The following is a 26,874-nucleotide window of genomic DNA, read 5'->3' as shown; positions in this document are numbered from 1 at the left end:
CTATCATAGCAGGATATCAGAAAAGCGAGGATTGCTGCGGAATTGACGGCGCGGCGCCGACGCCCGGCAGCACCGCACGTAAATCTTCCCATAGCGTATCCACCAGTTCAGGCGCCTGGGCGATATCCGGGGTATGTAGAAACAGCCATGGCGTGGCTGACTGATGCCACTTTGGCAGCGTCTGTAACCAGACGCGAAATAATTCGCGATTCTGCGCCATATCGTCGCTGCCGATAAAACGCACCATCGGCTGCTCCGCGGTCATGACCGCGTGAACCGGAACTTTGGGTTTCTTTTTTTGCGCGTCAATCATCGCCGGGTTGCGCGCGACGGCGCTATGTACCGGGCGGCTATCGAGGATCACGCGGTTGGCGTTGCGCTGGTGCAAGCCACGATTAAGCTGTTGTTCAGCATCGCCTTTGGCGAAAAACTCAGGATGGCGAACTTCAACGCCGTAGGTGAAGTTTTTCGGTAGCGTATCGAGAAACTGCCACAGGGCAGGGAGGTCGCGCGGGCCGAAGGTGGCGGGCAACTGAAGCCAGTACTGGCCGATGCGCGATTCCAGCGGCGCCAGACGAGTAAAAAATTCGTGGCTTAAGTCGTCGCAGTCGCGCAGCGCCGCCTGATGCGAAATCGTGGCCGGGAATTTAAAACAGAACCGAAAATCATCGTGAGTTTGTTGAAACCAGCGATCGACTATCTCGGCCTTTGGTAAGGCATACAGGGTGGTATTACCCTCCACGCAGTTAAAATGGCGGGCATACTCTTCAAGGCCGGTGATGCCAAGGCGCACCCATTTAGGGTGCGACCATTGCGGGAGCCCGATATAAATCATAAGGCGGCGAGAATGTCCTCAGTGCTGCGCACGCGGGCGATGCGCGGGAAGATATGGGTCATACTGCCCTGATGCTGTTCGGCGGAGGCGGCGCTGCATGCATCCTCGGCGATGACCAGACTGAAACCCAATTCCCAGGCATTGCGGGCGGTGGATTCCACGCCGATATTGGTGGAGATACCGCAAAGAATAATGGTGTCGATACCGCGGCGGCGAAGCTGCAGTTCAAGATCGGTGCCGTAGAACGCGCCCCACTGGCGTTTCGTGACTTCGATATCGCTATCCTGTTTGCCGAGCGCCGGCGGATAGACCCACCAGTTTTCAGGTAATTTTACGGCGCCAGTCTGGGCATCTACCGGCTGTTTTAACGCTTCGGCGAAATCGGCGGACCAGCCCACTCGAACCATGATGACGGGCGAACCCTGTTGACGACATTTTTCAGCTAGCTTTGCCGCGCGCGTCACCACCTCGTCGGCGCGATGCGGACCGCCGGCAAAAGGTAAAATGCCTTCTTGCAGGTCAATAATGACCAGCGCGGTCTTTTTCGCATTGAGTTCTAACATGGTATCCCCGTATCTTGTTCTGTTGTCAGGCCGCTACAATACCGTTGCTAATTCAGCTCAAGGGTAACAAATTTTGTTAATTTATGTGAGCACAAGCAATAAGCGCGCAGCAAAGCAGCGTACAAACTGCGTCGGGCTTATCGTCAGACAGAATTTCCAGTATAATAGCCGCCTTTTTTCATTCAGTAGTGACATTCAGCAAAGCTGCGACCTCGTCGCCTGCAAGGCAGGCAACATCCGCCTGCGGCTAAGTTAAGGGATATCTCATGCGTACAGAATATTGCGGACAGCTACGTCAGTCCCACGTGGGGCAGCAAGTGACCCTGTGTGGTTGGGTCAACCGTCGTCGTGATCTCGGTAGCCTTATCTTCATCGATATGCGCGACCGTGAAGGCATCGTGCAGGTGTTTTTCGATCCGGATCGTGCGGATGCATTAAAACTGGCTTCCGAACTGCGTAATGAGTTCTGCATCCAAATCACCGGCACCGTGCGCGCGCGTGAAGAGCGCAACGTTAACCGCGAGATGGCCACCGGCGAAATCGAAGTTCTGGCGTCTGACCTGACCATCATCAACCGCGCGGAAGCGCTGCCGCTGGACTCCAACCACGTCAACACCGAAGAAGCGCGCCTGAAATACCGCTATCTTGACCTGCGTCGTCCGGAAATGGCTCAGCGCCTGAAAACCCGCGCCAAAATCACCAGCTTCGTGCGCCGCTTCATGGACGATCACGGGTTCCTCGATATCGAAACCCCGATGCTGACCAAAGCTACGCCGGAAGGCGCGCGTGACTATCTGGTGCCGTCGCGCGTCCATAAAGGTAAATTCTACGCGCTGCCGCAGTCTCCGCAGCTGTTCAAACAGCTACTGATGATGTCCGGCTTCGATCGTTACTATCAGATAGTCAAATGCTTCCGCGACGAAGACCTGCGTGCCGACCGTCAGCCTGAATTTACCCAGATTGATGTTGAAACCTCGTTCATGACCGCGCCGCAGGTGCGTGAAGTGATGGAAGATCTGGTACGTAAGCTGTGGCAGGACGTGAAGGGCGTAGACCTCGGTCAATTCCCGGTGATGACTTTTGCCGAAGCGGAGCGTCGTTACGGTTCCGATAAACCGGACCTGCGTAACCCGATGGAACTGGTAGACGTAGCCGATCTGGTGAAAGCAGTAGAATTCGCCGTCTTCTCCGGCCCGGCTAACGACGCCAAAGGCCGCGTTGCTGCCTTACGCGTACCGGGCGGTGCGGCGCTGACCCGTAAACAGATTGATGAATACGGCAAATTCGTGCAGATCTACGGTGCGAAAGGGTTGGCCTATATTAAAGTGACCGAGCGTGCGAAGGGCCTTGAAGGCATCAATAGCCCGGTGGCGAAATTCCTCAACGCCGAAATCGTGGAAGCTATCCTTGAGCGCACCGGCGCGCAGGACGGCGACATGATCTTCTTCGGCGCTGACAACAAGAAAGTGGTTGCTGATGCCCTCGGCGCGCTGCGTCTGAAGCTGGGCAAAGACCTGAATCTCACCGACGAGACCAAATGGGCGCCGCTGTGGGTTATCGACTTCCCAATGTTCGAAGACGACGGTGAAGGCGGCCTGACCGCGATGCACCACCCGTTCACCTCGCCGAAAGATATGACCGCCGCTGAGCTGAAAGCCGCGCCGGAAGACGCTGTGGCTAACGCCTACGACATGGTCATCAATGGCTACGAAGTCGGTGGTGGTTCGGTGCGTATCCACAGCGGTGAAATGCAGCAAACCGTGTTTGGTATTCTGGGCATTAACGAACAAGAACAGCGTGAAAAATTCGGCTTCCTGCTGGATGCGCTGAAATACGGTACCCCGCCGCACGCCGGCCTGGCGTTTGGCCTCGATCGCCTGACCATGCTGCTGACCGGTACCGATAACATCCGTGACGTTATCGCCTTCCCGAAAACCACGGCTGCCGCGTGCCTGATGACCGAAGCGCCGAGCTTCGCGAATCCTGCCGCGTTAGGCGAACTGGGGATTCAGGTTGTGGCGAAAGAGGCAAAAGAGTCTCCGGAGAACAACTAAGATGTCATTCAAGCTGCCCGTCTCCGTTCTGGTGGTGATTTACGCCGAAGATACGAAGCGGGTGCTGATGTTGCAGCGACGCGACGATCCCGCTTTCTGGCAGTCGGTTACCGGCAGCCTGGAAGAGGGGGAAACCGCGTTGCAGGCCGCCGCGCGCGAAGTAAAGGAAGAGGTCGCCATTGACGTTGCTCGCGAGCAACTGGCCTTAATTGACTGTCAGCGTACGGTGGAGTTCGAGATATTTTCTCACTTACGTCATCGCTATGCGCCGGGCGTCGAGCGCAATACGGAATTTTGGTTCCGTCTTGCGCTGCCCCATGAGCGCCAGATTGTTTTCACTGAACATCTGGATTACCGCTGGGTTAGCGCGTCGGATGCCGCCGCGCTAACTAAATCGTGGAGCAACCGGCAGGCGATTGAAGAATTTGTAATTAACGCCGGGTAACTTCCCGCGGCGTTTGCCGCGGAAAGACGGCTTTTTTGGAGAGTTTTTTATGGCAGGTCATAGTAAATGGGCCAACACCAAACACCGCAAAGCGGCACAAGATGCCAAGCGCGGTAAGATCTTTACTAAAATCATTCGCGAGCTGGTCACCGCTGCGCGTCTGGGCGGCGGCGATCCGGCATCCAACCCGCGTCTGCGCGCGGCGGTAGATAAAGCGCTGTCCAACAACATGACTCGCGACACCCTGAACCGCGCCATCGCGCGCGGCGTCGGCGGTGATGAAGACGCGAACATGGAAACCATCATTTATGAAGGTTACGGCCCGGGCGGCACCGCGGTAATGGTTGAATGTCTGAGCGACAACCGTAACCGTACCGTAGCCGAAGTGCGCCACGCCTTTACCAAAACCGGTGGTAACCTCGGAACCGACGGTTCTGTGGCCTATCTGTTCAGCAAAAAAGGCGTGATCTCCTTCGAGAAAGGCGACGAAGACACCATCATGGAAGCTGCGCTGGAAGCGGGTGCTGAAGACGTTGTCACCTATGATGACGGCGCCATTGACGTTTACACCGCCTGGGAAGAGATGGGCGCGGTACGTGATGCGCTGGAAGCCGCTGGCCTGAAAGCCGATGCTGCTGAAGTCTCAATGATCCCGTCGACTAAAGCGGATATGGATGCGGAAACCGCGCCGAAGCTGCTGCGTCTTATTGATATGCTGGAAGACTGCGACGACGTGCAGGAAGTGTATCATAACGGCGAAATCTCCGATGAGGTTGCCGCAACGCTGTGATGCCGGTAGCCGGTATTGCGGGTGAGTTATTACTGGAGGCGCGTGATGGCCATTATTCTCGGCATTGACCCGGGGTCACGCGTGACCGGTTATGGCGTGATTCGCCAGGTCGGACGGCAGTTGAGCTACCTTGGCAGCGGATGTATCCGCACCAAAGTAGACGATCTGCCGTCGCGGCTGAAGCTGATATACGCCGGCGTCACCGAAATTATTACCCAGTTCCAGCCCGACTATTTCGCTATCGAGCAGGTCTTTATGGCGAAAAATGCCGATTCGGCGTTGAAGCTTGGGCAGGCGCGCGGAGTGGCGATTGTCGCGGCGACGAACCAGGACCTGCCGGTCTTTGAGTACGCCGCCCGCCAGGTTAAGCAAACCGTCGTCGGTATTGGTAGCGCGGAAAAGAGCCAGGTACAGCATATGGTGCGTACCTTGCTGAAACTTCCGGCAAATCCGCAGGCGGATGCGGCGGATGCGCTGGCCATCGCCATCACCCATTGCCACCTCAGTCAGAACCTGGCTCAGATTAGCGAGACCCGGCTCAATCTGGCGCGAGGGCGGTTACGATAATCACAAATCAGGCTGGATATTCATCCAGCCTTTTTTTATGATAACGCATTAAACTTTCGGCCCTTTATTCAGGAGCGCTACGTGATAGGCAGACTCAGAGGCATCATTCTCGAAAAGCAACCCCCGCTGGTATTACTGGAAACCGGGGGCGTAGGTTATGAAGTCCATATGCCGATGACCTGCTTCTACGAGCTACCGGAAGCCGGGCAGGAAGCCATCGTCTTCACCCATTTTGTGGTACGCGAAGACGCGCAGCTGCTGTACGGCTTTAACAACAAGCAGGAACGCACCCTGTTTAAAGAGCTTATCAAAACCAACGGCGTCGGGCCGAAGCTGGCGCTGGCTATCCTTTCCGGCATGTCGGCGCAGCAGTTTGTGAACGCCGTTGAGCGTGAAGAAGTCGCCTCGCTGGTGAAACTGCCGGGTATCGGCAAGAAAACTGCCGAGCGTTTAATCGTCGAGATGAAAGATCGCTTCAAAGGCCTGCATGGCGACCTGTTTACTCCGGCCGCCGATCTGGTGCTGACCACGCCTGCCGGCCCAACTGCCGACGACGCGGAGCAAGAAGCGGTTGCCGCGCTGGTGGCGCTGGGCTATAAACCACAAGAGGCCAGCCGGATGGTGAGCAAAATCGCCCGTCCGGATGCTAACAGTGAAACGCTAATCCGCGAAGCGCTGCGCGCGGCGTTGTGAGGTAAGGGATGATTGAAGCAGATCGGCTGGTATCAGGCGACAGCATTGGTTTCGAAGAGGCCGCTGACCGCGCTATCCGCCCCAAATTGCTCGCAGAGTACGTCGGCCAGCCGCAGGTGCGTTCGCAGATGGAGATCTTTATCCAGGCGGCGAAACTGCGCGGCGATGCGCTCGATCACTTGTTAATTTTTGGCCCGCCAGGGTTGGGGAAAACCACGCTTGCCAATATCGTCGCCAACGAAATGGGCGTGAATCTGCGTACCACCTCCGGCCCGGTGCTGGAAAAGGCTGGCGACCTGGCGGCAATGCTGACCAACCTTGAGCCGCATGATGTCCTGTTTATTGATGAGATCCACCGCCTTTCACCGGTAGTGGAAGAGGTGCTGTATCCGGCGATGGAAGATTACCAACTGGATATCATGATTGGCGAAGGCCCGGCCGCGCGCTCGATTAAAATCGATCTGCCGCCGTTTACCCTGATTGGCGCCACCACCCGCGCCGGCTCATTGACTTCGCCGCTGCGCGACCGCTTCGGTATCGTACAGCGCCTCGAGTTTTATCAGGTGCCTGACCTGCAGCATATCGTTGGTCGCAGCGCCCGTCATATGGGGCTGGAGATGAGCGAGGAAGGGGCGCTGGAAGTCGCCCGCCGCGCACGCGGTACGCCGCGTATCGCCAACCGCCTGCTGCGCCGGGTGCGCGATTTTGCCGAAGTGCGCCACGATGGCTCTATCTCGGCGGAAATCGCCGCTCAGGCGCTGGATATGCTCAACGTGGATGCCGAAGGGTTTGATTATATGGATCGCAAGCTGCTATTGGCGGTGATCGATAAATTCTTTGGTGGTCCGGTCGGCCTCGATAACCTCGCGGCGGCTATTGGCGAGGAGCGGGAAACCATTGAAGACGTGCTGGAGCCGTACTTAATTCAGCAGGGGTTCCTGCAGCGCACGCCGCGTGGCCGAATGGCGACGGTGCGCGCCTGGAATCACTTCGGTATTACCCCGCCGGAAATGCCCTGATGAAACCCGGTAGCTTTGCGCTACCGGGTAGCCTCTCAATCAACTCGCCGTTTTCTTCATCATACTCAGAACAAACAGCGCCGCAGCGCACAGCACAACCGAAGGCCCTGCTGGGGTATCGTAGAACGCCGAGAAGGTTAATCCTCCGGTCACCGCCAGCATACCCACGCCAACTGCCACCGCGGCCATCTGTTCCGGCGTGCGGGCAAAGCGGCGGGCGGTAGCGGCCGGGATTATCAACAGCGAAGTGATGATCAGCGCGCCGACGAATTTCATTGCCACGCCGATAGTCAATGCCGTCACCAGCATCAGCAGCAGCTTAACCCGCTGTAACTTCACGCCGTCAACAAACGCTAAATCAGGGCTGATGGTCATCGCCAGCAGGTTACGCCACTGCCAGAGCAATATCGCGACCACCACCACTACGCCTGATGCAATGGAGATTAAATCCTGTGGGGTAACGGCTAATAGATCGCCAAACAGATAGGCCATCAGGTCGACGCGCACGTTCGACATCAGGCTCACCACCACCAGACCGAGCGACAGCGCGCTGTGGGCCATAATACCCAGCAGGGTATCGACCGCCAGGTGAGGGCGTTTTTCCAGCCACACCAGGCCGCCCGCCAGCAGCAGCGTGACCACGATAACCGCATAAAACGGATTCACGTTGAGCAGCAGCCCAAACGCCACCCCAAGCAGCGAAGCATGCGCCAGCGTATCGCCAAAGTAGGACATTCTCCGCCAGACCACGAACGAACCCAGGGGGCCCGCCGCGCAGGCAAGCATCATGCCGGCTAACCAGCCGGGTAACAGTAATTCAATCATTAGCGGCCATTTCCCCGACGCAGTACAATCCGCCCCTGCAGGTCGTGGCGGTGATTATGTTGGTGACGATAAATCCCCAGCTGTTCCGCGCCGCGCGGGCCGAACATGGAGATAAATTCAGGGTGCATCGAGACCACTTCCGGAGTTCCGGAGCAGCAAATATGCTGGTTCAGGCACAGCACTTCATCGGTTTTGGCCATCACCAGGTGGAGATCGTGGGAAACCATTAAGACCGCGCAGTTCAGCTCCTGACGCAGTTGATTAATTAAATCATACAGCGCTACCTGCCCATTAACGTCGACGCCCTGGGTAGGTTCATCCAGCACCAGCAGTTGTGGCTGATTTAACAGGGCTCGCGCCAGCAACACGCGCTGGGTTTCGCCGCCGGAGAGTTTTTGCATTGGCGCATCGATAAGATGCCCGGCCTGCACGCGCTGCAGCGCCGGCATAATATCCTGCTTGCGCGTACCTGGACGCAGGCGCATAAAGCGGCTGACCGTCAGCGGCATAGTAGCATCAAGATGCAGTTTTTGTGGTACGTAGCCGATACGCAGATTTTTCTCGCGCTGGATAGCACCTTCGGTCGGCGTCACCAGGCCGAGCACTACGCGTACCAGCGTCGATTTCCCGGCGCCGTTCGGGCCAAGAAGCGTTAAAATTTTGCCTGGTTTTAGCGTTAGCGAAATGTCAGACAACACGCGCCGCTGGCCGTAGACGACCGCGACTTTTTCCAGCGTTACAAGATTCGTCATGTCAAATTAGGGGTTGCACTAGCGATTGAATGTTATAATATCACATCACTTTCGCTCATTACGATGATTAGTCGCATTATGTTACATAAAAATACGCTTCTTTGCGCTGGACTTAGCGCCGCTTTTTTGTTCGCTCATGCCCCGGTAGCTAATGCCGCCGTCGTCGCTTCCATGAAACCCCTTGGCTTTATCGCTTCCGCTATCGCCGATGGCGTGACGGAGACTCAGGTGTTGTTGCCTGACGGGGCTTCCGAGCATGATTATTCACTACGCCCGTCTGATGTAAAACGCTTACAGAACGCAGACTTAGTGGTATGGATTGGTCCAGAAATGGAAGCATTCATGGACAAGTCAACGCAAAGCATTGCGGAGCAGAAAAAGGTCACCATCGCCCAGTTGGATGGGGTGAAACCGTTGCTCATCCAAGGGACGGATGATGACGATGACGAACATGGTCACGAACATGCTAATGGCGAAAAAAGTGACGGCGATCACCATCACGGCATTTACAATATGCATCTGTGGCTCTCCCCAGAGATAGCGCGGCTCTCAGCGGTTGCAATCCACGATAAATTATTGGAACTTATGCCGCAGAGTCGAGCCAAACTTGACGCCAACCTGAAGGAATTTGAGGCAAAATTAGCCGCAACCGACAAACAGGTGAGTAACGAGCTGGCGCCGGTGAAAGGTAAGGGGTATTTCGTTTTTCATGATGCCTATGGCTACTACGAAAAACATTACGGTTTGACCTCATTGGGGCATTTTACCGTCAACCCTGAAATCCAGCCTGGTGCGCAGCGTTTACACGAAATAAGAACACAGTTGGTTGAGCAAAAAGCGACTTGCGTTTTTGCTGAGCCACAATTCAGGCCAGCGGTCATCGAAGCTGTTGCCAGGGGGACCTCCGTGCGCATGGGAACCCTGGATCCACTTGGAATCGGAATTAAGTTGGGTAAAGACAGTTACCCTCAGTTCCTGAGCCAGTTGGGGCATCAGTATTCAAGCTGCCTGAAAGGAGATTAACGAGGAAGTGAATACGTGCAACAGATAGCCCGCGCTGTCACTCAGGCATTCAACAATCTGCCGCGACCCCATCGCGTTATGCTGGGGTCGTTGAGCGTTCTAACGTTAGCGGTCGCCGTCTGGCGGCCCTACATCTACCACCCGGAATCAGCCCCGATAGTCAGAACGATTGAGCTGGAAAAAAGCGAAATCCGCTCTCTGCTGCCGGAAGCTTCCGAACCCATCGATCAGGCGCCGCAGGAAGAAGAAGCTATCCCGCAGGATGAGCTCGATGACAAATCCGATAGCGACTCCGGCGGCCATGAATATGTGGTTTCTACCGGCGATACGCTGAGCAGTATTCTTAATCAGTACGGTATTGATATGGGCGATATCGCTCAACTCTCCTCTGCTGATAAAGAGCTGCGTAATCTTAAAATTGGTCAACAGCTCTCCTGGACGCTAACCGCTGATGGCGATCTACAAAGCTTGACGTGGGAGATGTCGCGCCGTGAGACGCGTACTTATAACCGCGTCGCCAATGGTTTTAAAATGAGCAGCGAGCTGCAGAAAGGGGATTGGGTCAACAACGTCCTGAAAGGCACCGTTGGCGCCAGCTTCGTCTCCAGCGCCCGTGATGCTGGCCTTACCAGCTCGGAAATCAGCGCGGTCATCAAAGCGATGCAGTGGCAGATGGACTTCCGTAAGCTGAAAAAAGGCGATGAATTCTCGGTCCTGATGTCGCGTGAAATGCTTGATGGCAAGCGCGAGCAGAGCCAGCTGTTAGGCGTGCGTTTACGTTCCGATGGCAAAGACTATTACGCGATCCGCGCCGAAGATGGCAAATTCTACGATCGCAACGGTACGGGCCTGGCGAAGGGCTTCCTGCGCTTCCCGACCTCGCGTCAGTTCCGCGTGTCGTCTAACTTCAACCCGCGTCGCCTGAATCCAGTGACCGGGCGCGTCGCGCCGCATCGCGGCGTTGACTTCGCTATGCCGCAGGGCACGCCGGTGCTTTCCGTCGGCGATGGTGAAGTGGTGGTGGCGAAACGCAGCGGCGCGGCAGGCTACTATGTTGCCGTGCGTCATGGCCGAACCTATACCACCCGCTATATGCACCTGCGCAAGCTGCTGGTGAAACCGGGGCAGAAAGTGAAACGCGGCGATCGTATCGCGCTGTCGGGCAATACCGGGCGTTCTACTGGCCCGCATCTGCACTATGAAGTCTGGATTAACCAGCAGGCGGTTAACCCGCTGACGGCGAAACTGCCGCGTACCGAAGGCTTAACCGGTTCCGATCGTACCGATTATCTGGCGCAGGCCAAAGAGGTTATCCCGCAACTGCGCTTTGATTAGCCTGAATAATCATTACAGAAAGCCGGCGTCCGTAATGCGCCGGCTTTTTCTTTTGTGCGATGAGTGACGTATCGCTAAACTAAGCCATTATCTTTATTGATTGAGCAGACCTTCTGCGGACCGGGCATGGAAACGAAAAAAAATAACATTGAGTTTATCCCAAAATTTGAGAAATCTTTTTTACTGCCGCGCTATTGGGGCGCGTGGTTGGGCGTTTTCGCCTTCGCCGGTATTGCGCTGACCCCTCCCTCTTTCCGCGATCCTATTCTCGGCAAACTGGGGCGTTTCGTTGGGCGTCTGGCAAAGAGCTCGCGCCGTCGGGCGCAGATTAACCTGTTGTACTGCTTCCCGGAAAAAAGTGAGCAAGAGCGTGAAGCGATCATTGATGCGATGTATATGTCGGCTCCGCAGGCGATGGTGATGATGGCCGAACTCGGCATGCGCGATCCGCAGCGCGTGATGTCCCGCGTTGACTGGCAGGGGAAAGAGATCATCGACGAGATGCGCCGCAATAATGAAAAGGTCATCTTTTTAGTGCCGCACGCCTGGGGCGTGGATATTCCGGCGATGCTGATGGCTTCGGGCGGGCAAAAAATGGCGGCGATGTTCCATAACCAGGGGAATCCGGTATTTGACTATGTCTGGAACACCGTGCGCCGTCGTTTCGGCGGGCGGATGCACGCGCGTAACGATGGTATCAAGCCATTTATTCAATCGGTTCGCCAGGGATACTGGGGCTATTATCTGCCCGACCAGGATCACGGCGCCGAGCATAGCGAATTTGTCGATTTCTTCGCGACTTATAAAGCGACTCTTCCGGCGATTGGTCGTTTGATGAAAGTCTGCCGCGCGCGCGTAGTACCGCTGTTCCCGGTGTATGACGGTAAAACGCATCGCCTGACGGTGCTGGTGCGCCCGCCGATGGACGATCTGCTGGAAGCTGATGATACGACGATTGCGCGCCGTATGAACGAAGAGGTTGAGATTTTCGTCAGGCCGCATCCTGAGCAGTATACCTGGATCCTGAAACTGCTGAAGACGCGTAAGCCGGGCGAAACCGAGCCTTACAAGCGCAACGAACTATTTCCGAAGAAGTAAGCTGTATGCTGCGCTGAGCAGGGCTACGGCGCCTGCATTTACCAGACCGTAGGCCGGATAAGGCGCAGCCGCCATCCGGCGCAAAAGCGGCTCTTTATCCGCGGATATTGCCCGGCGGCGCTGTGCTTGCGCGGGCCTACAAAACATTTCCGTATGCTACCATCGCCGGCATGTTGTGATGCCTGTATTTACCAGGATAACAAGCATAAAAAAGCCTCCGTAAGGAGGCTTTCCCATCACTGAAGGCGATTACTCAACGGTCAGGATACGGGTGGTGTTGGTGCTGCCGATGGTGCTCATCACGTCGCCCTGGGTGACGACCACCAGGTCGCCGGAGACCAGATAGCCTTTATCACGCAGCAGGTTAACCGCGTCGTGCGCGGCGGCAACGCCGTCGTTATGGCTGTCGAAATGAACCGGAGTCACGCCACGATAGAGCGCCGTCAGGTTCAGAGTACGCTCGTGACGGGAGAGGGCGAAAATTGGCAGGCCGGAGCTGATACGTGAAGTCATCAACGCGGTGCGGCCGGACTCGGTCATGGTGATAATCGCGGTAATACCTTTCAGGTGGTTGGCCGCATACATCGCCGACATGGCAATCGCTTCTTCGACATTGTCGAACTGGACGTCAAGACGGTGTTTGGAAACGTTGAGACTTGGGATCTTCTCCGCGCCCAGGCACACCCGCGCCATCGCGGCGACGGTTTCTGACGGATACTGGCCGGCAGCGGTTTCTGCGGAGAGCATCACGGCATCGGTACCGTCCAGTACGGCGTTCGCCACGTCCATGACTTCCGCGCGGGTCGGCATCGGATTGGTAATCATTGATTCCATCATCTGCGTGGCGGTGATGACCGAGCGATTAAGCTGGCGAGCGCGGCGGATCAGCGCCTTCTGGATACCCACCAATTCCGGATCGCCGATTTCCACACCGAGATCGCCGCGAGCTACCATCACCACATCGGAGGCGAGAATAACGTCGTCCATGGCGTCCTGGTCGCAGACCGCTTCCGCACGCTCGACTTTAGCGACGATTTTCGCATCGCAGCCAGCGTCACGGGCCAGACGGCGAGCGTAGTTCAGGTCTTCGCCGCAGCGCGGGAAGGAGACCGCCAGGTAATCAACGCCAATTTTTGCGGCGGTAACGATATCGGCTTTGTCTTTATCGGTTAACGCTTCTGCAGACAGCCCGCCGCCGAGTTTGTTGATACCTTTATTGTTAGATAGCGGGCCACCAACGGTAACTTCGGTGAAAACTTTCATCCCCTGTACTTCCAGGACCTTCAACTGCACGCGTCCATCGTCGAGCAGCAGGATATCGCCTGGAACGACGTCCGCCGGCAGGCCTTTATAGTCGATGCCGACTTTTTCTTTATCGCCTTCGCCTTTGCCCAGGTTGGCGTCGAGCAGGAATTTGTCGCCAATGTTGAGGAAAATTTTGCCTTCTTTGAAGGTAGAGACGCGGATTTTCGGCCCCTGCAGGTCGCCGAGAATCGCAACGTGACGGCCCAGTTTTGCTGCAATTTCACGGACTTTGTCTGCGCGGAGCTGGTGATCTTCCGGGGTACCGTGAGAGAAGTTCATGCGTACGACGTTAGCGCCCGCGGCGATAACTTTTTCGAGGTTGTTATCGCGGTCAGTTGCTGGGCCTAAGGTCGTTACGATTTTGGTTCTGCGAAGCCTTCTGGACATGTAATACTCCGTTGACTGAAACAACTTTGGTGTTGCGTGAACATGGATTCGGTAGCGCCAAATTCGCTAACGGGCGGAACTGCTACGCTACCGGGACATAATTGGTCTCTGACTTATAATGACTATTATTGTTTATCACTACTAATGAGTAGTTCTTTATCAAAGCGCGATTCCTTCAGCGCTTCCTTGACCCTCTTCAAGTTATCTCTGAATTTTGCTCCACGGCGCAGGGTAAAGCCGGTCGCCAGCACATCAATCACCGTGAGCTGGGCCAGGCGCGACACCATCGGCATATAAATATCGGTGTCTTCCGGAACATCCAGGGTAATGGCCAGCGTCGACTCCCGCGCCAGCGGGGTCCCGGCCGAAGTGATGGCAATGACCATGGCATCGTTTTCACGCGCTAACTGCGCCAGTTCAACCAGGCTTTTGGTGCGTCCGGTATGTGAAATGATGACCACCACGTCATCATCGTTACAATTCATACAGCTCATGCGCTGCAGGACAATATCGTCGGAGTAGATGACCGGGACGTTAAAACGGAAAAATTTATTCATCGCGTCATGCGCGACGGCTGCTGAAGACCCCAGGCCGAAGAAGGAAATTTTCTTCGCCTGGGTAAGTAGATCCACTGCCCGGTTGACCGCGGACATATCCAGCGCATGATGTACCTGATCGAGGCTGGCCATCGCCGATTCGAAAATTTTCGCCGTATAGGATTCGACGCTGTCGTCTTCATCGACATTACGGTTAACATAGAGGGTACCGTGTGCCAGACTTTGCGCCAGGTGCAGTTTAAAATCGGGGAACCCCCGGGTTTCCAGGCTGCGACAAAATCGGTTTACGGTCGGCTCGCTGACGCCGGCTTCCAGCGCGAGGGCCGCTATGCTTGAGTGAATGGCCTGCGCCGGTGTGGCAAGAATGACTTCCGCCACTTTGCGTTCAGATTTGCTAAGGTTTTCCAGTCGGGACTGGATTTTTTCCAGCATGTTCATTGTTTACAGGCGCTCATCAATGGAAACGATTTCATTAATGGGTGAAATCATCAGGCGTTTTAGCAAGAATATACCCCTCCGCAATCAGAAGCGGTGAGGAATGACGAGAAAAAATGTCGTTTTTTTTCATTACATGATCAGAGTCGTATTTTACTAACTGAAAACCAGACGAAACAACGAACATTCTTAGCCTGATGCCCAATTTGTCGGCGAACGCTTTTCCTCTATGTGCGGTAACGTCGGGAAAGCACCGCCAAGGGTTTCAGGAAATTCGTAAACACAGTACAGTGCAGCGTAAGAAAATTACAAATTTAGCCTGGCATAAGCACCAGACTATCAACTGAGGAGAATGACATGGCGGTAACGCAAACGGCCCAGGCATGCGATCTGGTCATTTTCGGCGCGAAAGGTGACCTCGCGCGCCGTAAACTGTTGCCTTCCCTGTATCAGCTTGAAAAAGCTGGCCAGATAAACCCTGAAACCCGCATCATCGGCGTCGGTCGCGCTGATTGGGATAAAGACGCTTACACCAAAGTTGTGCGTGAAGCGTTAGAAACCTTCATGAAAGAGAAAATCGACGAAGGTTTATGGGATACCCTGAGCGGTCGTCTGGACTTCTGTAATCTTGATGTCAACGATACCAGCGGTTTTACGCGTCTGGGCGATATGCTGGATCAGGAAAACCGCGTCACCATTAACTACTTCGCGATGCCGCCAAGCACGTTCGGCGCTATCTGCAAAGGCCTGGGCGAAGCGAAGCTGAATGCCAAGCCCGCGCGGGTGGTGATGGAAAAACCGCTCGGTACCTCACTGGAAACCTCCCGGGAAATTAATGACCAGGTGGGCGAGTATTTCGAAGAGTGCCAGGTTTACCGTATCGACCATTATTTGGGTAAAGAGACGGTACTGAACCTGCTGGCGCTGCGCTTTGCTAACTCCTTGTTTGTTAATAACTGGGACTGCCGCACTATTGATCACGTTGAAATCACCGTGGCGGAAGAAGTGGGTATTGAAGGCCGCTGGGGTTATTTCGATCAAGCCGGGCAGATGCGCGACATGATCCAGAACCATTTGCTGCAGATCCTGTGCATGATCGCCATGTCGCCGCCGTCGGATCTGACTGCCGACAGCATCCGCGATGAAAAAGTGAAAGTGCTGAAATCGCTGCGCCGTATCGATCGCTCTAACGTGCGTGAGAAAACCGTCCGCGGTCAGTACACCGCCGGGTTTGCGCAAGGTAAAAAAGTACCGGGCTATCTGGAAGAAGAGGGCGCTAACAAATCCAGCAACACGGAGACCTTCGTAGCCATTCGCGTGGATATCGATAACTGGCGTTGGGCTGGGGTGCCGTTCTACCTGCGTACCGGTAAACGCCTGCCGACGAAATGCTCCGAAGTGGTGGTGTACTTCAAAACTCCGGAATTGAATCTGTTCAAAGAGACCTGGCAGGAGCTGCCGCAGAATAAATTGACCATTCGTCTGCAGCCGGATGAAGGTGTGGATATTCAGGTGCTTAACAAAGTTCCAGGCCTCGATCACAAGCATAATCTGCAGATCACCAAGCTGGATCTGAGCTACTCCGAAACCTTCAATCAGACGCACTTAGCGGATGCCTATGAACGCCTGCTGCTGGAAACCATGCGCGGTATTCAGGCGCTGTTCGTGCGACGCGATGAAGTGGAAGAAGCGTGGAAGTGGGTTGACTCCATTACCGGCGCATGGGCGGCCGACGGCGATGCGCCGAAGCCTTACCAGGCAGGTACCTGGGGACCGGTGGCGTCGGTGGCGATGATCACTCGCGATGGCCGTTCCTGGAACGAATTCGAGTAAGACTAGCGTTAATCCGGGAGAGTTATTTTACCGGTAACATGATCTGGCGCAGTCTGGCGCATAATTTTTAATCTTTTAAGCCCCGGGAGGATTCACCCCCGGGGCTTTTTTTATTACACTGCCTGTAGACATTTTGCCCCTGAGCCCCAGTGGTGGTGCCATTTACACCATTTTTCGTCGTCATCGCGTGGTGGCCGGACAGATAAATTTTGAGGAGCCTCTATGAATTCGACAATGTTACGGGTAACAAATCGCATTATCGAACGGTCACGCGAAACCCGCTCAGCCTACCTCGCACGAATTAATCAAGCCAAAAGCGATACCGTCCATCGTTCGCAGTTGGCCTGCGGTAACCTGGCGCACGGTTTTGCCGCCTGTCAGGCAGATGATAAAGCGTCGCTGAAGAGCATGTTGCGCAACAACATCGCTATTATCACCTCCTATAACGATATGTTGTCCGCTCACCAGCCTTATGAACATTATCCGGATATCATCCGTAAAGCCTTGCACTCCGCCAATGCGGTAGGGCAAGTGGCTGGTGGCGTGCCGGCAATGTGTGACGGCGTGACGCAGGGTCAGGATGGCATGGAGCTGTCGCTGCTGAGCCGCGAAGTGATTGCCATGTCTGCCGCCATCGGCCTGTCGCACAATATGTTCGACGGCGCGTTGTATCTTGGCGTATGCGATAAAATTGTTCCCGGACTGACCATGGCGGCGCTCTCCTTCGGCCATCTGCCGTCGGTGTTTATTCCGTCTGGGCCGATGGCCAGCGGCCTGCCGAACAAAGAAAAAGTGCGCATTCGTCAGCTGTACGCCGAAGGTAAAGTTGACCGTATGGCGCTGCTTGAATCCGAAGCCGCCTCTTATCATGCCCCGGGCACCTGTACCTTCTACGGTACCGCCAACACCAACCAGATGGTGGTTGAGTTTATGGGCATGCAGCTGCCAGGTTCCTCGTTTGTTCATCCGGACGCCCCGTTGCGCGAAGCGCTGACCAGCGCCGCAGCTCGTCAGGTGACGCGCATGACCGGCAACGGCAATGAGTGGATGCCGCTGGGTAAAATGATTGACGAAAAAGTGGTGGTCAACGGTATCGTTGCGCTGCTGGCGACCGGCGGCTCCACCAACCATACGATGCACCTGGTGGCGATGGCGCGTGCGGCGGGCATTATCATTAACTGGGATGATTTCTCCGATCTTTCTGATGTGGTGCCGCTGCTGGCGCGTCTGTATCCAAACGGTCCGGCGGACATTAACCACTTCCAGGCGGCAGGCGGCGTGCCGGTACTGGTGCGCGAGCTGCTGAAAGGCGGATTGCTGCATGAAGATGTCAATACCGTCGCCGGCTTCGGCTTGTCGCGTTACACCATGGAACCCTGGCTGAATAACGGTGAGCTGGACTGGCGTGAAGGGGCGACCGCGCCGCTTGACGATCAGGTCATCGCTACCTTCGAGAAACCATTCTCCCGCCATGGCGGTACCAAAGTGCTGAGCGGTAACCTCGGTCGTGCGGTCATGAAGACCTCCGCGGTGCCGGTTGAGAACCAGATTATCGAAGCGCCAGCGGTCGTCTTTGAGAGCCAGCACGACGTACTGCCGGCGTTTGAAGCGGGGCTGCTGGATAAAGATTGCGTAGTCGTTGTACGCCATCAGGGGCCGAAAGCGAACGGCATGCCAGAATTACATAAACTTATGCCGCCACTTGGTGTATTATTGGACCGCCGTTTCAAAATTGCGCTGGTCACCGATGGCCGACTTTCCGGCGCATCAGGCAAGGTACCGTCAGCCATCCATGTTACTCCTGAAGCCTACGATGGCGGGCTGCTGGCGAAAGTGCGCGATGGCGACATGATTCGCGTTAACGGGCAGACCGGCGAATTGACCCTGCTGGTAGATGAAGCTGAACTGGCCGCACGCCAGCCGCATATTCCGGACCTGAGCAGCTCGCGGGTCGGAACCGGCCGCGAGATGTTCGGCGCGCTGCGCGAGAAGCTCTCCGGAGCCGAGCAGGGCGCAACCTGCATTACTTTTTAAGACGATTCGATTTGTAGATCTGGCGAGAGAAAACTCTGATGAAAAACTGGAAAACAACTGCAGAAGCAATCCTGACTAACGGCCCGGTCGTACCGGTTATCGTGGTGAAAAAGCTGGAACACGCGGTGCCGATGGCGAAAGCGCTGGTTGCCGGTGGTGTACGCGTTCTGGAAGTTACGCTGCGCACCGAGTGCGCGCTGGAAGCTATCCGCGCTATCGCCAAAGAAGTGCCGGAGGCGATTGTCGGCGCCGGTACTGTGACCAACGTTGAGCAGCTGAAAGCCGTTACTGAAGCAGGCGCGCAGTTCGCTATCAGCCCGGGCCTGACCGAATCCCTGCTGAAAGCGGCGACCGGCGAAGGCACCATCCCGCTGATCCCGGGTATTAGCACCGTATCCGAGTTGATGCTGGGCATGCAGTATGGCCTGAAAGAGTTCAAATTCTTCCCGGCGGAAGCGAACGGCGGCGTGAAAGCGTTGCAGGCGATTGCCGGTCCATTCGGCCACATTCGTTTTTGCCCGACCGGCGGCATCTCTCCGGCGAATTACCGCGACTATCTGGCGCTGAACAGCGTGCTGTGCATCGGCGGCTCCTGGCTGGTTCCGGCCGACGCGCTGGAAAACGGCGACTACGATCGCATCACCAAACTGGCCCGCGAAGCGGTAGAAGGCGCGAAATAATTTCTGCGCCTGTAATGACAGAAGCCCGGCACGCGTGAGCGACCGGGCTTTTTTTATCCCTTCACGACAACCGCGGCGGCGGCGGTTTTGGCGCGGCTGATGGCTTCATCGACGTTGTCAGCAACCGCCAGGGTCACGCCCAGGCGACGCGCGCCGGCGATTTCCGGTTTACCGAACAGACGCAACTGCAGACCCGCGCCGACGGCGGCCTGTAGATTGCTAAAGGTCACGTTCTCACTGGTTAGCTGCGGTAAAATCACCGCCGATGCCGCCGGTCCATACTGGCGGATGGCGCCGATCGGCAGGCCGAGGAAGGCGCGAACGTGCAGGGCGAATTCCGAAAGATCCTGCGAGATCAGAGTGACCATACCGGTATCGTGCGGGCGAGGGGAGACTTCACTGAAGATCACCTCATCGCCGCAAACGAACAATTCAACGCCGAACAGTCCATATCCCCCCAGCGCCAGCACCACTTTGCGGGCGATCTCCTGCGCGCGTTGCAGCGCGAGATCGCTCATCTGCTGCGGCTGCCAGGATTCACGGTAGTCGCCATCTTCCTGTCGATGACCTACCGGGGCGCAAAAGTGGACGCCGTCGACGGCGCTGACGGTGAGCAGCGTAATTTCAAAATCAAAATTTACCACCCCTTCGACGATGACGCGTCCGGCGCCTGCGCGCCCGCCTTGTTGGGCGTATTGCCAGGCGGCGCTGAGCTGGTCAGCCGAGCGGATAAAGCTCTGGCCTTTACCGGAGGAGCTCATCACCGGCTTAACGATACAAGGCAAACCAATTTCGTCGACGGCAGCGCGGAACCCCTCTTCACTGTCGGCAAAACGATAGGCAGAGGTGGGAATTTGCAGCTCTTCGGCCGCGAGGCGGCGAATGCCTTCGCGATTCATGGTGAGTTTTGCGGCTCTCGCCGTCGGCACTACTTTTTGCCCGGCCTGCTCCAGCTCAACAAGCGTGTCGGTGGCAATGGCTTCGATCTCCGGCACGATATAATCCGGCTTTTCTAAGGCGATCAGTTCACGCAGCGCGTCGCCGTGCAGCATATTGATGACGTGCGAACGATGGGCCACCTGCATCGCCGGCGCATCGGGATAGCGGTCGACGGCGATGGTTTCAATACCCAACCGCTGGCACTCAATGGCGACTTCTTTTCCGAGCTCGCCGGAACCTAATAACATTACCTTCGTGGCCGCGGGGCGCAGCGCGGTGCCTAATAAAGTCATAACCTACTCTCAGCGTAAACAGAACATGGCGCGCATTATAAACGAAAACGTTTGCGTCTGTCTTTACACGCGTAAGTTGAGAACAGCGGCGAAATTTGATATACTGTATATAAATACAGTATAAAGAGGCTGCACAATGGCGGTTGAAATCAAATACGTCGTGATCCGTGAAGGTGAGGAAAAAATGTCTTTTGCCAGCAAAAAAGAGGCCGATGCTTACGACAAAATGCTCGATTTGGCAGAGGTGCTCAATGACTGGCTGGTCACGTGCCCGCTGGAATTGGATGAAGCTCAGCGTGACAATATGTCGATGTGGCTGGCCGAGCGCAAAGACGCCTTACACCACATTCTGAAGTCAGGGAAATTGCCGGAAGCAGAAGAGCATGCTGAGGCGGCGGCAGAAATGCCGGAGTCTGCGCCTACAGAGGATGAAGCTCAGCCTGGTGCCGCCGAAGAAGGCGCCGCGAAAAAGCCGCGCAAAGCAAAGGCCGCCTGATAACCGGCGAAGCGGAAATTTTCGCATCTTTAGCCAGTCATAACATTTCCTGACGTCTTGTCGTTTAGGCTGATGGCATTGCATCTCGCGCTATGAGGAATGTTATGGCTAACTGGCTTAATCAACTCCAGTCCCTGCTGGGCCAGCAGGGCAATCCCGTCTCCGCTGAAAAATCTTCATCCGCTAAAAACCTGCTGCCCGGCGCCTTGGGCGGCCTTGCTGGCTTGTTGGTCGCCAGCAAATCATCGCGTAAGCTGCTGGCGAAATATGGCACCGGCGCGCTGCTGGTTGGCGGTGGCGCGGTGGCCGGCAGCGTGCTGTGGAATAAGTATCAGCAAAAAATGCGCGGCCAGCAGGCAGATATCGCGACACAGACATCAACAGCGTCTACCCAGGAACCGGTTGTGCTCGATGCGCGCAGCGAGCGGCTGATTACCGCGTTAGTCTTCGCCGCCAAAAGCGACGGTCATATTGACGAGCGTGAACGTCAGCATATAGAAGAGCAGTTGCGAGCGGCGAACATCGACGTGCAGGGCCGGGTGTTGATCGACAGGGTTTTAACCCAGCCGCTCGACCCGCAACGGCTGGCGCAAAGCGTGCGCGATGGGCAAGAAGCGCTGGAAATTTACTACCTCAGCTGCGCGGTAATTGATATCGACCATTTTATGGAGCGCAGCTACCTGGATGCGCTCGGTGACGCGCTTAAACTGCCTGAAGATGTCCGCGAAGAGATAGAACGCGATGTTCAGGCGCAAAAGCAGGCGCTTGATTCTTAAAAGAGAGCGTTCCGCTTGCATCGCTGGCCACTTTTGCCACCCTTATAGACACGACATCGTTCAGGGCGCACGATGCCCTGAGTGATTTTGTGATTCCATAATAAGACGCAGAAGAATAACGCATGCTACCGAAAGCTAAACGGATCCCCCACGCCATGACGCTACATGGCGACACTCGCATCGATAATTACTACTGGCTGCGCGATGACGAACGCGCGCGCCCGGAAGTGCTGGACTATCTCCATCAGGAAAATGACTACGGTAAAAAGGTGATGGACTCGCAAAGCAGCCTGCAGGAGCGGGTGCTGAAGGAAATCATCGATCGCATTCCGCAGCGGGAGGTCTCCGCTCCCTATAGCAAAAATGGCTACCGCTATCGCCAGGTTTATGAACCGGGCTGTGAATATGCGATCTACCAACGTCAGTCAGTGCTCAAAGAAGAGTGGGATGAATGGGAGATTTTGCTTGATGCCAACCAACGGGCGGCGAAAAGCGAATTTTACACCCTCGGCGGATTAGGCGTCGCGCCGAACAATCAACTGATGGCGGTGGCGGAAGATTACCTTTCACGACGTCAGTATGGCTTACGTTTTAAGGATCTGAGCAGCGGCGAATGGTCGGCGGAGATCCTGGAAAACGTCACGCCAGGATTCGCCTGGAGCAACGACTCGCGCTTCTTGTGGTACGTGCGCAAACACCCGACGACGCTGCTGCCGTATCAGGTCTGGCGACATGCCGTTGGTACCACCGCAGATAACGATGTACTGGTCTACGAAGAGAAAGACGACACGTTTTATGTCAGCGTGCATAAGACCACCTCCCAGCAGTTTGTGGTGATTTACCTTGCCAGCGCCACTACCAGCGAAGTGTTATTACTTAACCCGGAGCTTCCCGATGCGGAGCCGGTGTGTTTTTTGCCACGACGCAAGGATCATGAATATAGCCTCGATCATTATCAGCACGCGTTTTATCTGCGTTCTAATCGCGAGGGCAAAAACTTCGGGCTTTACCGCACCGTGCTCCGCGACGAAGACCAGTGGCAGACGCTGATCCCGGCGCGTCCCGATGTGATGCTCGAAGGTTTTACTCTATTCACCGACTGGCTGGTGGTCGAGGAGCGTCAGCGGGGCTTGACCAGCCTGCGGCAGATCAACCGTAAAACGCGGGAAGTGGTTGGCATTGCCTTTGACGATCCCGCTTACGTCACCTGGCTTGCCTATAATCCCGAACCGGAAACGTCAAGGCTGCGCTACGGTTATTCATCGATGACCACCCCGGATACGCTATTTGAGCTGGATATGGATACCGGCGAGCGGCGGGTTATCAAGCAACAGGAAGTGCAGGGCTTTGACGCCGCCTGTTATCGCAGCGAACACCTGTGGGTGAAAGCGCGTGATGGCGTGGAGGTGCCGGTATCGCTGGTTTATCACCGCGAACACTTTCGCAAAGGGGCCAACCCGTTACTGGTGTACGGCTATGGATCTTACGGCGCCAGCATGGACGCTGATTTTAGCGCCAGCCGTTTGAGCCTGCTGGATCGAGGTTTTGTCTTTGCAATAGCCCATATTCGCGGCGGCGGCGAACTTGGACAGCAGTGGTATGAAGACGGCAAATTCCTCAACAAGAAGAATACCTTTAACGATTATCTGGACGTCTGCGATGCGCTGCTGGCGCAGGGATATGGCGACCCTAAATTATGTTATGGCATGGGCGGCAGCGCCGGCGGCATGTTGATGGGCGTGGCGATTAACCAACGACCGGATTTGTTCCACGGCGTGGTAGCGCAGGTGCCGTTTGTTGACGTACTGACCACCATGCTCGACGAATCTATTCCGCTCACGACCGGTGAGTTTGAGGAGTGGGGGAATCCGCAGGACGAAACCTATTATCACTATATGAAGAGCTATAGCCCCTATGATGGCGTCTCAGCCCAGGCTTATCCGCATATGTTAGTGACCACCGGGCTGCATGATTCGCAGGTGCAATATTGGGAGCCCGCGAAGTGGGTGGCGAAGCTACGCGAGCTGAAAACCGACGACAATCTGCTGCTGTTATGTACCGATATGGATTCCGGACATGGCGGTAAGTCGGGACGGTTTAAAAGCTACGAGGGCGTGGCATTGGAGTACGCCTTTTTAATCGCCCTCGCGCAAGGGACTTTGCCCGGCAAGGTGGAAGTGTAGCGTTATTCGCCGAGATAGTGTTTGAGGGTCAGACGCAGTTCCGGGCTCATCCGGTCCAGGTTATTGAACAGCCAACGTAAATAACCTGGATCGTTTTCCGCCACTTCCGACACCGCTTTGCCGCGATATTTGCCGAAGGTAAAGGTAGTCAGCAGCGCCGGGCGGCCGGTTATGTCGGCCATTTCATCCGGCGACCAGCCGGAAACCTGCATGATATCCAACAGTAGGGCGGCGGTGATATAGCAGTCGTACAGCGCGCGGTGGTGATGCAAACCCGGCGGTGTGGCTACGCTCAGCTTGCGCGACTTATACAACCCCATATTGCTGTACTTAATCCCCGGCCACAGGCGGCGCGCCAGCTTCATAGTACAAATCCACTCGCCGTTCATTTCCGGTAATACCCGGCGATCAAAGCTGGCGTTATGGGCGACATACCATGGGCTGCCCTGGTAGTGCGGCACGATTTCTTCAATCCAGGGCTTATCGGCCACCATCTCTTCAGTGATGCGATGGATTGCCATTGCCTGCGGGCTGATTGGGCGGTCAGGGCGCACCAGATGACTCATGGGATTGGTTATCCGGCCGTCGATGATATCGACGGAGGCAATTTCAACAATGCCGCCCTGCAAACCGCAGGTTTCGGTATCGATTACGCGCAGCATGGCTTACTCCTCGCCAAAAACCCCAGCGTAATAGAATGTGCGGCGGTTGCCAATGGGGGGATCCTCAAGGAATGAGCAATCATTTCGCTTTCGGTTCATACGGCAGGCGGGAAAGTGACACGGATGCCAGACGGTGCGCGATCAATCGTTCACGAAACCAGTCGCGCAGGTGAGCCGGTTGCTCTCGCTCGACGAGATCGGCAACGACGGGCATATTGTAGCGTTCTTTAAAGGCGACGCCGGCCGCTGCGAGGTCAACGTTGACCTTGTCCATTTCATCTTGCGAAATTTTTGCCAGATTATTTGCCATCAGTACCTCCTTCATTACGGCGCAAAAGTTACTAAGCGTGACGCTGAAAGGCAAGTCCCGGATGCTTAGCTCGACTCTGCTATTATACAGGGTTATTCTCTGTCCAACATACATAACAAAAAGGAATGATGTTTATGCGAACCATCGCCGGACGCGCGCTAAGTGCCGCCGTATTTCTCAGCGCTATGTTAACCACCGCCAGCGTTTTTGCTCATGCTCATCTGCAACAACAAATCCCGGCGGCCGATTCGACGGTCTCCGTTTCGCCGCAGGCGCTCACGTTAACATTTAGTGAAGGCGTCGAGCTCTCCTTCAGCGGCGTGACCCTCAGCGGCCCGCAGAATAAACCTGTCGCTACCGGCAAACTGGCCCGCAGCGACGGTAATAAAGCGCAATTAACGCTGCCGCTGAATGAACCGCTGGCGGCGGGCGAGTACACCGTAGAGTGGCATGTGGTCTCCGTTGACGGCCATAAGACCAAAGGGCAATACCACTTCAGCGTGAAGTAATCCATGCTGTCGGGAGTGTATGTCGGCCTGCGGTTTGTCCACTTCATCTCATTGATGACGGCCTTCGGTTGCGCGCTGTACGGCGCATGGTGGGCGCCAGTCTCGCTGCGTCGCCTGTTGATGCAGCGCTTTTATCCACTGCTGCGCTACCTGCTAATGATTAGCGCTATTTCAGCTACCTTGATGCTGATGGCGCAGGGCGGGTTGATGGGCGATGGCTGGAATGATGTCTGGCAACCCACAATCTGGCGCGCTGTTATCGGGACGCAGTTTGGCGGCGTTTGGCTGTGGCAGGTGGTGCTGGCGTGGATTGCGCTGGCGGTCGCGTGGATCAAACCCCGTCGCCCGGCGCGTCTATTGTTACTGCTATTTTGCGCGCAGTTGTTGTTGATGGCTGGCGTGGGGCATGCGGCGATGCATGATGGTTGGGTTGGCGCATTACAGCGCACCAATCACGCGTTACATCTGTTTTGCGTCTCGGCATGGGCCGGCGGGCTGTTGCCATTTGTCTACTGCCTGCGACTGGCGCGCGGGCGCTGGCGTCAGGTAGCGATAACCGCCATGATGCGTTTTTCACACTATGGGCATCTGGCCGTGGCTGGCGCGATTGCCAGCGGGATTGGCAATACGCTGTTGATACAGGGACAGCTGATTGGCGACTCACCGTGGGGAACGGTGTTGTTGTTCAAATGTGCGCTGGTCGCCGGGATGGTAGCAATTGCGCTGGTGAACAGGTATGTTCTGGTACCGCGAATGTCAGGTAACGGCTCGTGGGCGGAACGAACTATTTTACGCACTACACAGCTGGAAATGGCGCTTGCCGCGCTGGCGATACTTGCCGTCAGCCTGTTCGCGACCTGGCAACCTAATTGAATTAACTGGCTAAATGATGAAAAAAATCGTTCTGACAATGTTATTACTGGCAAGCTCAGGCGCCGCGCTGGCGGCGCCGCAGGTGATTACCGTGAGCCGTTTTGAAGTGGGTAAGGACAACTGGGCGTTCACCCGTGAAGAAGTCATGTTAACCTGCCGCCCGGGTAATGCGCTGTACGCCATCAACCCGAGCACCCTGGTGCAGTATCCGCTGAATGATGTCGCCGAGCAGGAAGTGAAGGCCGGCAAGACCAGCGCTCAGCCGATTTCTGTCATCCAGGCCGACGACCCGCAGCATCCGGGACAAAAAATGAGCCTGGCGCCATTTATCGAACGTGCGCAAAAGCTCTGCTGATAATTACCTATATCACTTTGTTTTAAAGATAAAAAACCGCCGGCGTCCAGTAAGAAAACGCGGCGGTTTTTTGTTGGCGCAACGGATTTTGTCAGCAATTTTTCAACCGCTTTTGTCGCGGACTGGAAAACCTGTCACAGTCAACTATTCTTATAAGGCAAGGCGACTTAGCCTGCATTAATGCCAACTTTTAGCGCACGGCTCTCTCCCAAGAGCCATTTCCCTGGACCGAATACAGGAATCGTGTT

The 26,874-nt window shown here is 55.8% G+C and carries 26 protein-coding genes and 1 pseudogene; 18 read left to right on the top strand and 9 right to left on the bottom strand.

What is annotated here, in order from left to right:
• Positions 1–16 precede the first annotated feature (16 nt).
• Both AC2CGP_RS05090 and AC2CGP_RS05085 read right to left on the bottom strand, forming a co-directional pair.
• Positions 17–835 (bottom strand): DUF72 domain-containing protein, encoded by an 819-nt coding sequence (locus AC2CGP_RS05090; protein WP_015705960.1) that lies wholly within the window; start codon positions 833–835, stop codon positions 17–19.
• Positions 832–1,398, bottom strand: coding sequence for a hydrolase (locus AC2CGP_RS05085; protein WP_015705959.1), 567 nt, complete (start codon positions 1,396–1,398; stop codon positions 832–834). Before AC2CGP_RS05085 ends, AC2CGP_RS05090 begins: the two co-directional genes overlap by 4 nt.
• A 266-nt stretch (positions 1,399–1,664) precedes the next feature.
• Here AC2CGP_RS05085 and aspS point away from each other — a divergent pair, with 266 nt between their 5' ends.
• The 6 genes from aspS (at position 1,665) to ruvB (ending at position 6,966) form a co-directional block, all read left to right on the top strand.
• The gene (gene aspS, locus AC2CGP_RS05080; protein ID WP_020078458.1) at positions 1,665–3,452 is read left to right on the top strand and encodes an aspartate--tRNA ligase; all 1,788 of its coding nucleotides are present in this window, start codon (positions 1,665–1,667) and stop codon (positions 3,450–3,452) included.
• 1 nt (position 3,453) lies between these two features.
• Positions 3,454–3,897 carry a dihydroneopterin triphosphate diphosphatase gene (nudB, locus tag AC2CGP_RS05075; protein WP_015365986.1) on the top strand — a complete coding sequence of 148 codons (444 nt, stop codon included), beginning with the start codon at positions 3,454–3,456 and terminating at the stop codon, positions 3,895–3,897.
• Positions 3,898–3,946: 49 nt separating this feature from the next.
• Positions 3,947–4,687, top strand: a complete 741-nt coding sequence (locus AC2CGP_RS05070) for a YebC/PmpR family DNA-binding transcriptional regulator (protein WP_015365987.1) — start codon at positions 3,947–3,949, stop codon at positions 4,685–4,687.
• A 45-nt stretch (positions 4,688–4,732) separates the two neighbouring features.
• Complete coding sequence (gene ruvC / locus AC2CGP_RS05065; RefSeq protein WP_015365988.1) at positions 4,733–5,254, top strand: crossover junction endodeoxyribonuclease RuvC; 522 nt, start codon at positions 4,733–4,735, stop codon at positions 5,252–5,254.
• An 81-nt stretch (positions 5,255–5,335) separates the two neighbouring features.
• Complete coding sequence (ruvA, locus tag AC2CGP_RS05060) at positions 5,336–5,947, top strand: Holliday junction branch migration protein RuvA (protein WP_015365989.1); 612 nt, start codon at positions 5,336–5,338, stop codon at positions 5,945–5,947.
• An 8-nt stretch (positions 5,948–5,955) separates the two neighbouring features.
• On the top strand, positions 5,956–6,966 hold the full coding sequence (gene ruvB / locus AC2CGP_RS05055; RefSeq protein WP_015705957.1) for a Holliday junction branch migration DNA helicase RuvB: 1,011 nt from the start codon (positions 5,956–5,958) through the stop codon (positions 6,964–6,966).
• A 39-nt stretch (positions 6,967–7,005) separates the two neighbouring features.
• On the opposite strand, the gene znuB is transcribed toward ruvB, so the two are convergent.
• Together znuB and znuC are read right to left on the bottom strand one after the other, a co-directional pair.
• Positions 7,006–7,791: a zinc ABC transporter permease subunit ZnuB gene (gene znuB / locus AC2CGP_RS05050; RefSeq protein ID WP_015365991.1), complete on the bottom strand. Its 786-nt coding sequence runs from the start codon at positions 7,789–7,791 to the stop codon at positions 7,006–7,008.
• The gene (znuC, locus tag AC2CGP_RS05045) at positions 7,791–8,543 is read right to left on the bottom strand and encodes a zinc ABC transporter ATP-binding protein ZnuC (protein ID WP_015705955.1); all 753 of its coding nucleotides are present in this window, start codon (positions 8,541–8,543) and stop codon (positions 7,791–7,793) included. Before znuC ends, znuB begins: the two co-directional genes overlap by 1 nt.
• Before the next feature lie 78 nt (positions 8,544–8,621).
• On the opposite strand from znuC, the gene znuA reads away from it, so the two are divergent.
• From znuA to lpxM, 3 genes are all read left to right on the top strand, one after another.
• Positions 8,622–9,566 (top strand): zinc ABC transporter substrate-binding protein ZnuA, encoded by a 945-nt coding sequence (gene znuA / locus AC2CGP_RS05040; RefSeq protein WP_047055909.1) that lies wholly within the window; start codon positions 8,622–8,624, stop codon positions 9,564–9,566.
• A 15-nt stretch (positions 9,567–9,581) separates the two neighbouring features.
• On the top strand, positions 9,582–10,901 hold the full coding sequence (mepM, locus tag AC2CGP_RS05035) for a murein DD-endopeptidase MepM (RefSeq protein WP_015365994.1): 1,320 nt from the start codon (positions 9,582–9,584) through the stop codon (positions 10,899–10,901).
• Positions 10,902–11,027: 126 nt separating this feature from the next.
• A complete protein-coding gene (lpxM, locus tag AC2CGP_RS05030; protein WP_045387535.1) occupies positions 11,028–11,999 on the top strand; it encodes a lauroyl-Kdo(2)-lipid IV(A) myristoyltransferase in 972 nt (323 codons plus the stop codon).
• A gap of 249 nt (positions 12,000–12,248) precedes the next feature.
• Here lpxM and pyk read toward each other — a convergent pair whose 3' ends face one another.
• Positions 12,249–13,691, bottom strand: a complete 1,443-nt coding sequence (gene pyk / locus AC2CGP_RS05025; protein ID WP_015365996.1) for a pyruvate kinase — start codon at positions 13,689–13,691, stop codon at positions 12,249–12,251.
• A gap of 125 nt (positions 13,692–13,816) precedes the next feature.
• Positions 13,817–14,721, bottom strand: a pseudogene (locus AC2CGP_RS05020) (MurR/RpiR family transcriptional regulator).
• 319 nt (positions 14,722–15,040) lie between these two features.
• On the opposite strand from AC2CGP_RS05020, the gene zwf reads away from it, so the two are divergent.
• From zwf to AC2CGP_RS05005, 3 genes are all read left to right on the top strand, one after another.
• Positions 15,041–16,516 carry a glucose-6-phosphate dehydrogenase gene (zwf, locus tag AC2CGP_RS05015; protein ID WP_015365999.1) on the top strand — a complete coding sequence of 492 codons (1,476 nt, stop codon included), beginning with the start codon at positions 15,041–15,043 and terminating at the stop codon, positions 16,514–16,516.
• Between the two features lie 222 nt (positions 16,517–16,738).
• Positions 16,739–18,550: a phosphogluconate dehydratase gene (edd, locus tag AC2CGP_RS05010; RefSeq protein ID WP_015366000.1), complete on the top strand. Its 1,812-nt coding sequence runs from the start codon at positions 16,739–16,741 to the stop codon at positions 18,548–18,550.
• A gap of 38 nt (positions 18,551–18,588) precedes the next feature.
• Positions 18,589–19,230, top strand: coding sequence for a bifunctional 4-hydroxy-2-oxoglutarate aldolase/2-dehydro-3-deoxy-phosphogluconate aldolase (locus AC2CGP_RS05005; protein ID WP_015366001.1), 642 nt, complete (start codon positions 18,589–18,591; stop codon positions 19,228–19,230).
• A gap of 53 nt (positions 19,231–19,283) precedes the next feature.
• Here the strand turns inward: AC2CGP_RS05005 and purT are convergent, their stop codons facing one another.
• The gene (purT, locus tag AC2CGP_RS05000) at positions 19,284–20,462 is read right to left on the bottom strand and encodes a formate-dependent phosphoribosylglycinamide formyltransferase (RefSeq protein WP_063446397.1); all 1,179 of its coding nucleotides are present in this window, start codon (positions 20,460–20,462) and stop codon (positions 19,284–19,286) included.
• Positions 20,463–20,598: 136 nt separating this feature from the next.
• Here purT and AC2CGP_RS04995 point away from each other — a divergent pair, with 136 nt between their 5' ends.
• From AC2CGP_RS04995 to ptrB, 3 genes are all read left to right on the top strand, one after another.
• Positions 20,599–20,958 carry a YebG family protein gene (locus AC2CGP_RS04995; RefSeq protein WP_015705951.1) on the top strand — a complete coding sequence of 120 codons (360 nt, stop codon included), beginning with the start codon at positions 20,599–20,601 and terminating at the stop codon, positions 20,956–20,958.
• A gap of 104 nt (positions 20,959–21,062) precedes the next feature.
• The gene (locus tag AC2CGP_RS04990) at positions 21,063–21,734 is read left to right on the top strand and encodes a tellurite resistance TerB family protein (protein ID WP_015705950.1); all 672 of its coding nucleotides are present in this window, start codon (positions 21,063–21,065) and stop codon (positions 21,732–21,734) included.
• Positions 21,735–21,856: 122 nt separating this feature from the next.
• Positions 21,857–23,917 (top strand): oligopeptidase B, encoded by a 2,061-nt coding sequence (gene ptrB, locus AC2CGP_RS04985; protein WP_015705949.1) that lies wholly within the window; start codon positions 21,857–21,859, stop codon positions 23,915–23,917.
• Between the two features lie 2 nt (positions 23,918–23,919).
• On the opposite strand, the gene exoX is transcribed toward ptrB, so the two are convergent.
• Positions 23,920–24,579, bottom strand: a complete 660-nt coding sequence (gene exoX, locus AC2CGP_RS04980) for an exodeoxyribonuclease X (protein ID WP_015366006.1) — start codon at positions 24,577–24,579, stop codon at positions 23,920–23,922.
• Positions 24,580–24,658: 79 nt separating this feature from the next.
• Complete coding sequence (locus AC2CGP_RS04975; protein ID WP_015366007.1) at positions 24,659–24,889, bottom strand: DNA polymerase III subunit theta; 231 nt, start codon at positions 24,887–24,889, stop codon at positions 24,659–24,661.
• A gap of 134 nt (positions 24,890–25,023) precedes the next feature.
• Between AC2CGP_RS04975 and yobA the strand changes: the two genes are divergently transcribed.
• From yobA to AC2CGP_RS04960, 3 genes are read left to right on the top strand one after another with little or no spacing between them, the layout of a single operon-like run.
• A complete protein-coding gene (yobA, locus tag AC2CGP_RS04970; protein ID WP_026612268.1) occupies positions 25,024–25,398 on the top strand; it encodes a CopC domain-containing protein YobA in 375 nt (124 codons plus the stop codon).
• Between the two features lie 3 nt (positions 25,399–25,401).
• Positions 25,402–26,271, top strand: a complete 870-nt coding sequence (copD, locus tag AC2CGP_RS04965; RefSeq protein WP_042893412.1) for a copper homeostasis membrane protein CopD — start codon at positions 25,402–25,404, stop codon at positions 26,269–26,271.
• A gap of 13 nt (positions 26,272–26,284) precedes the next feature.
• Entirely contained in the window at positions 26,285–26,626 is a 342-nt protein-coding gene (locus tag AC2CGP_RS04960) for a YebY family protein (protein ID WP_015705946.1), read from the top strand.
• Positions 26,627–26,874: the final 248 nt, after the last annotated feature.

The sequence above is a fragment of the Klebsiella sp. SYXHC3 genome (assembly GCF_057196925.1).
Note: the sequence above shows the minus strand (reverse complement) of the source record. Positions and strands in the feature narration are given on the sequence as shown.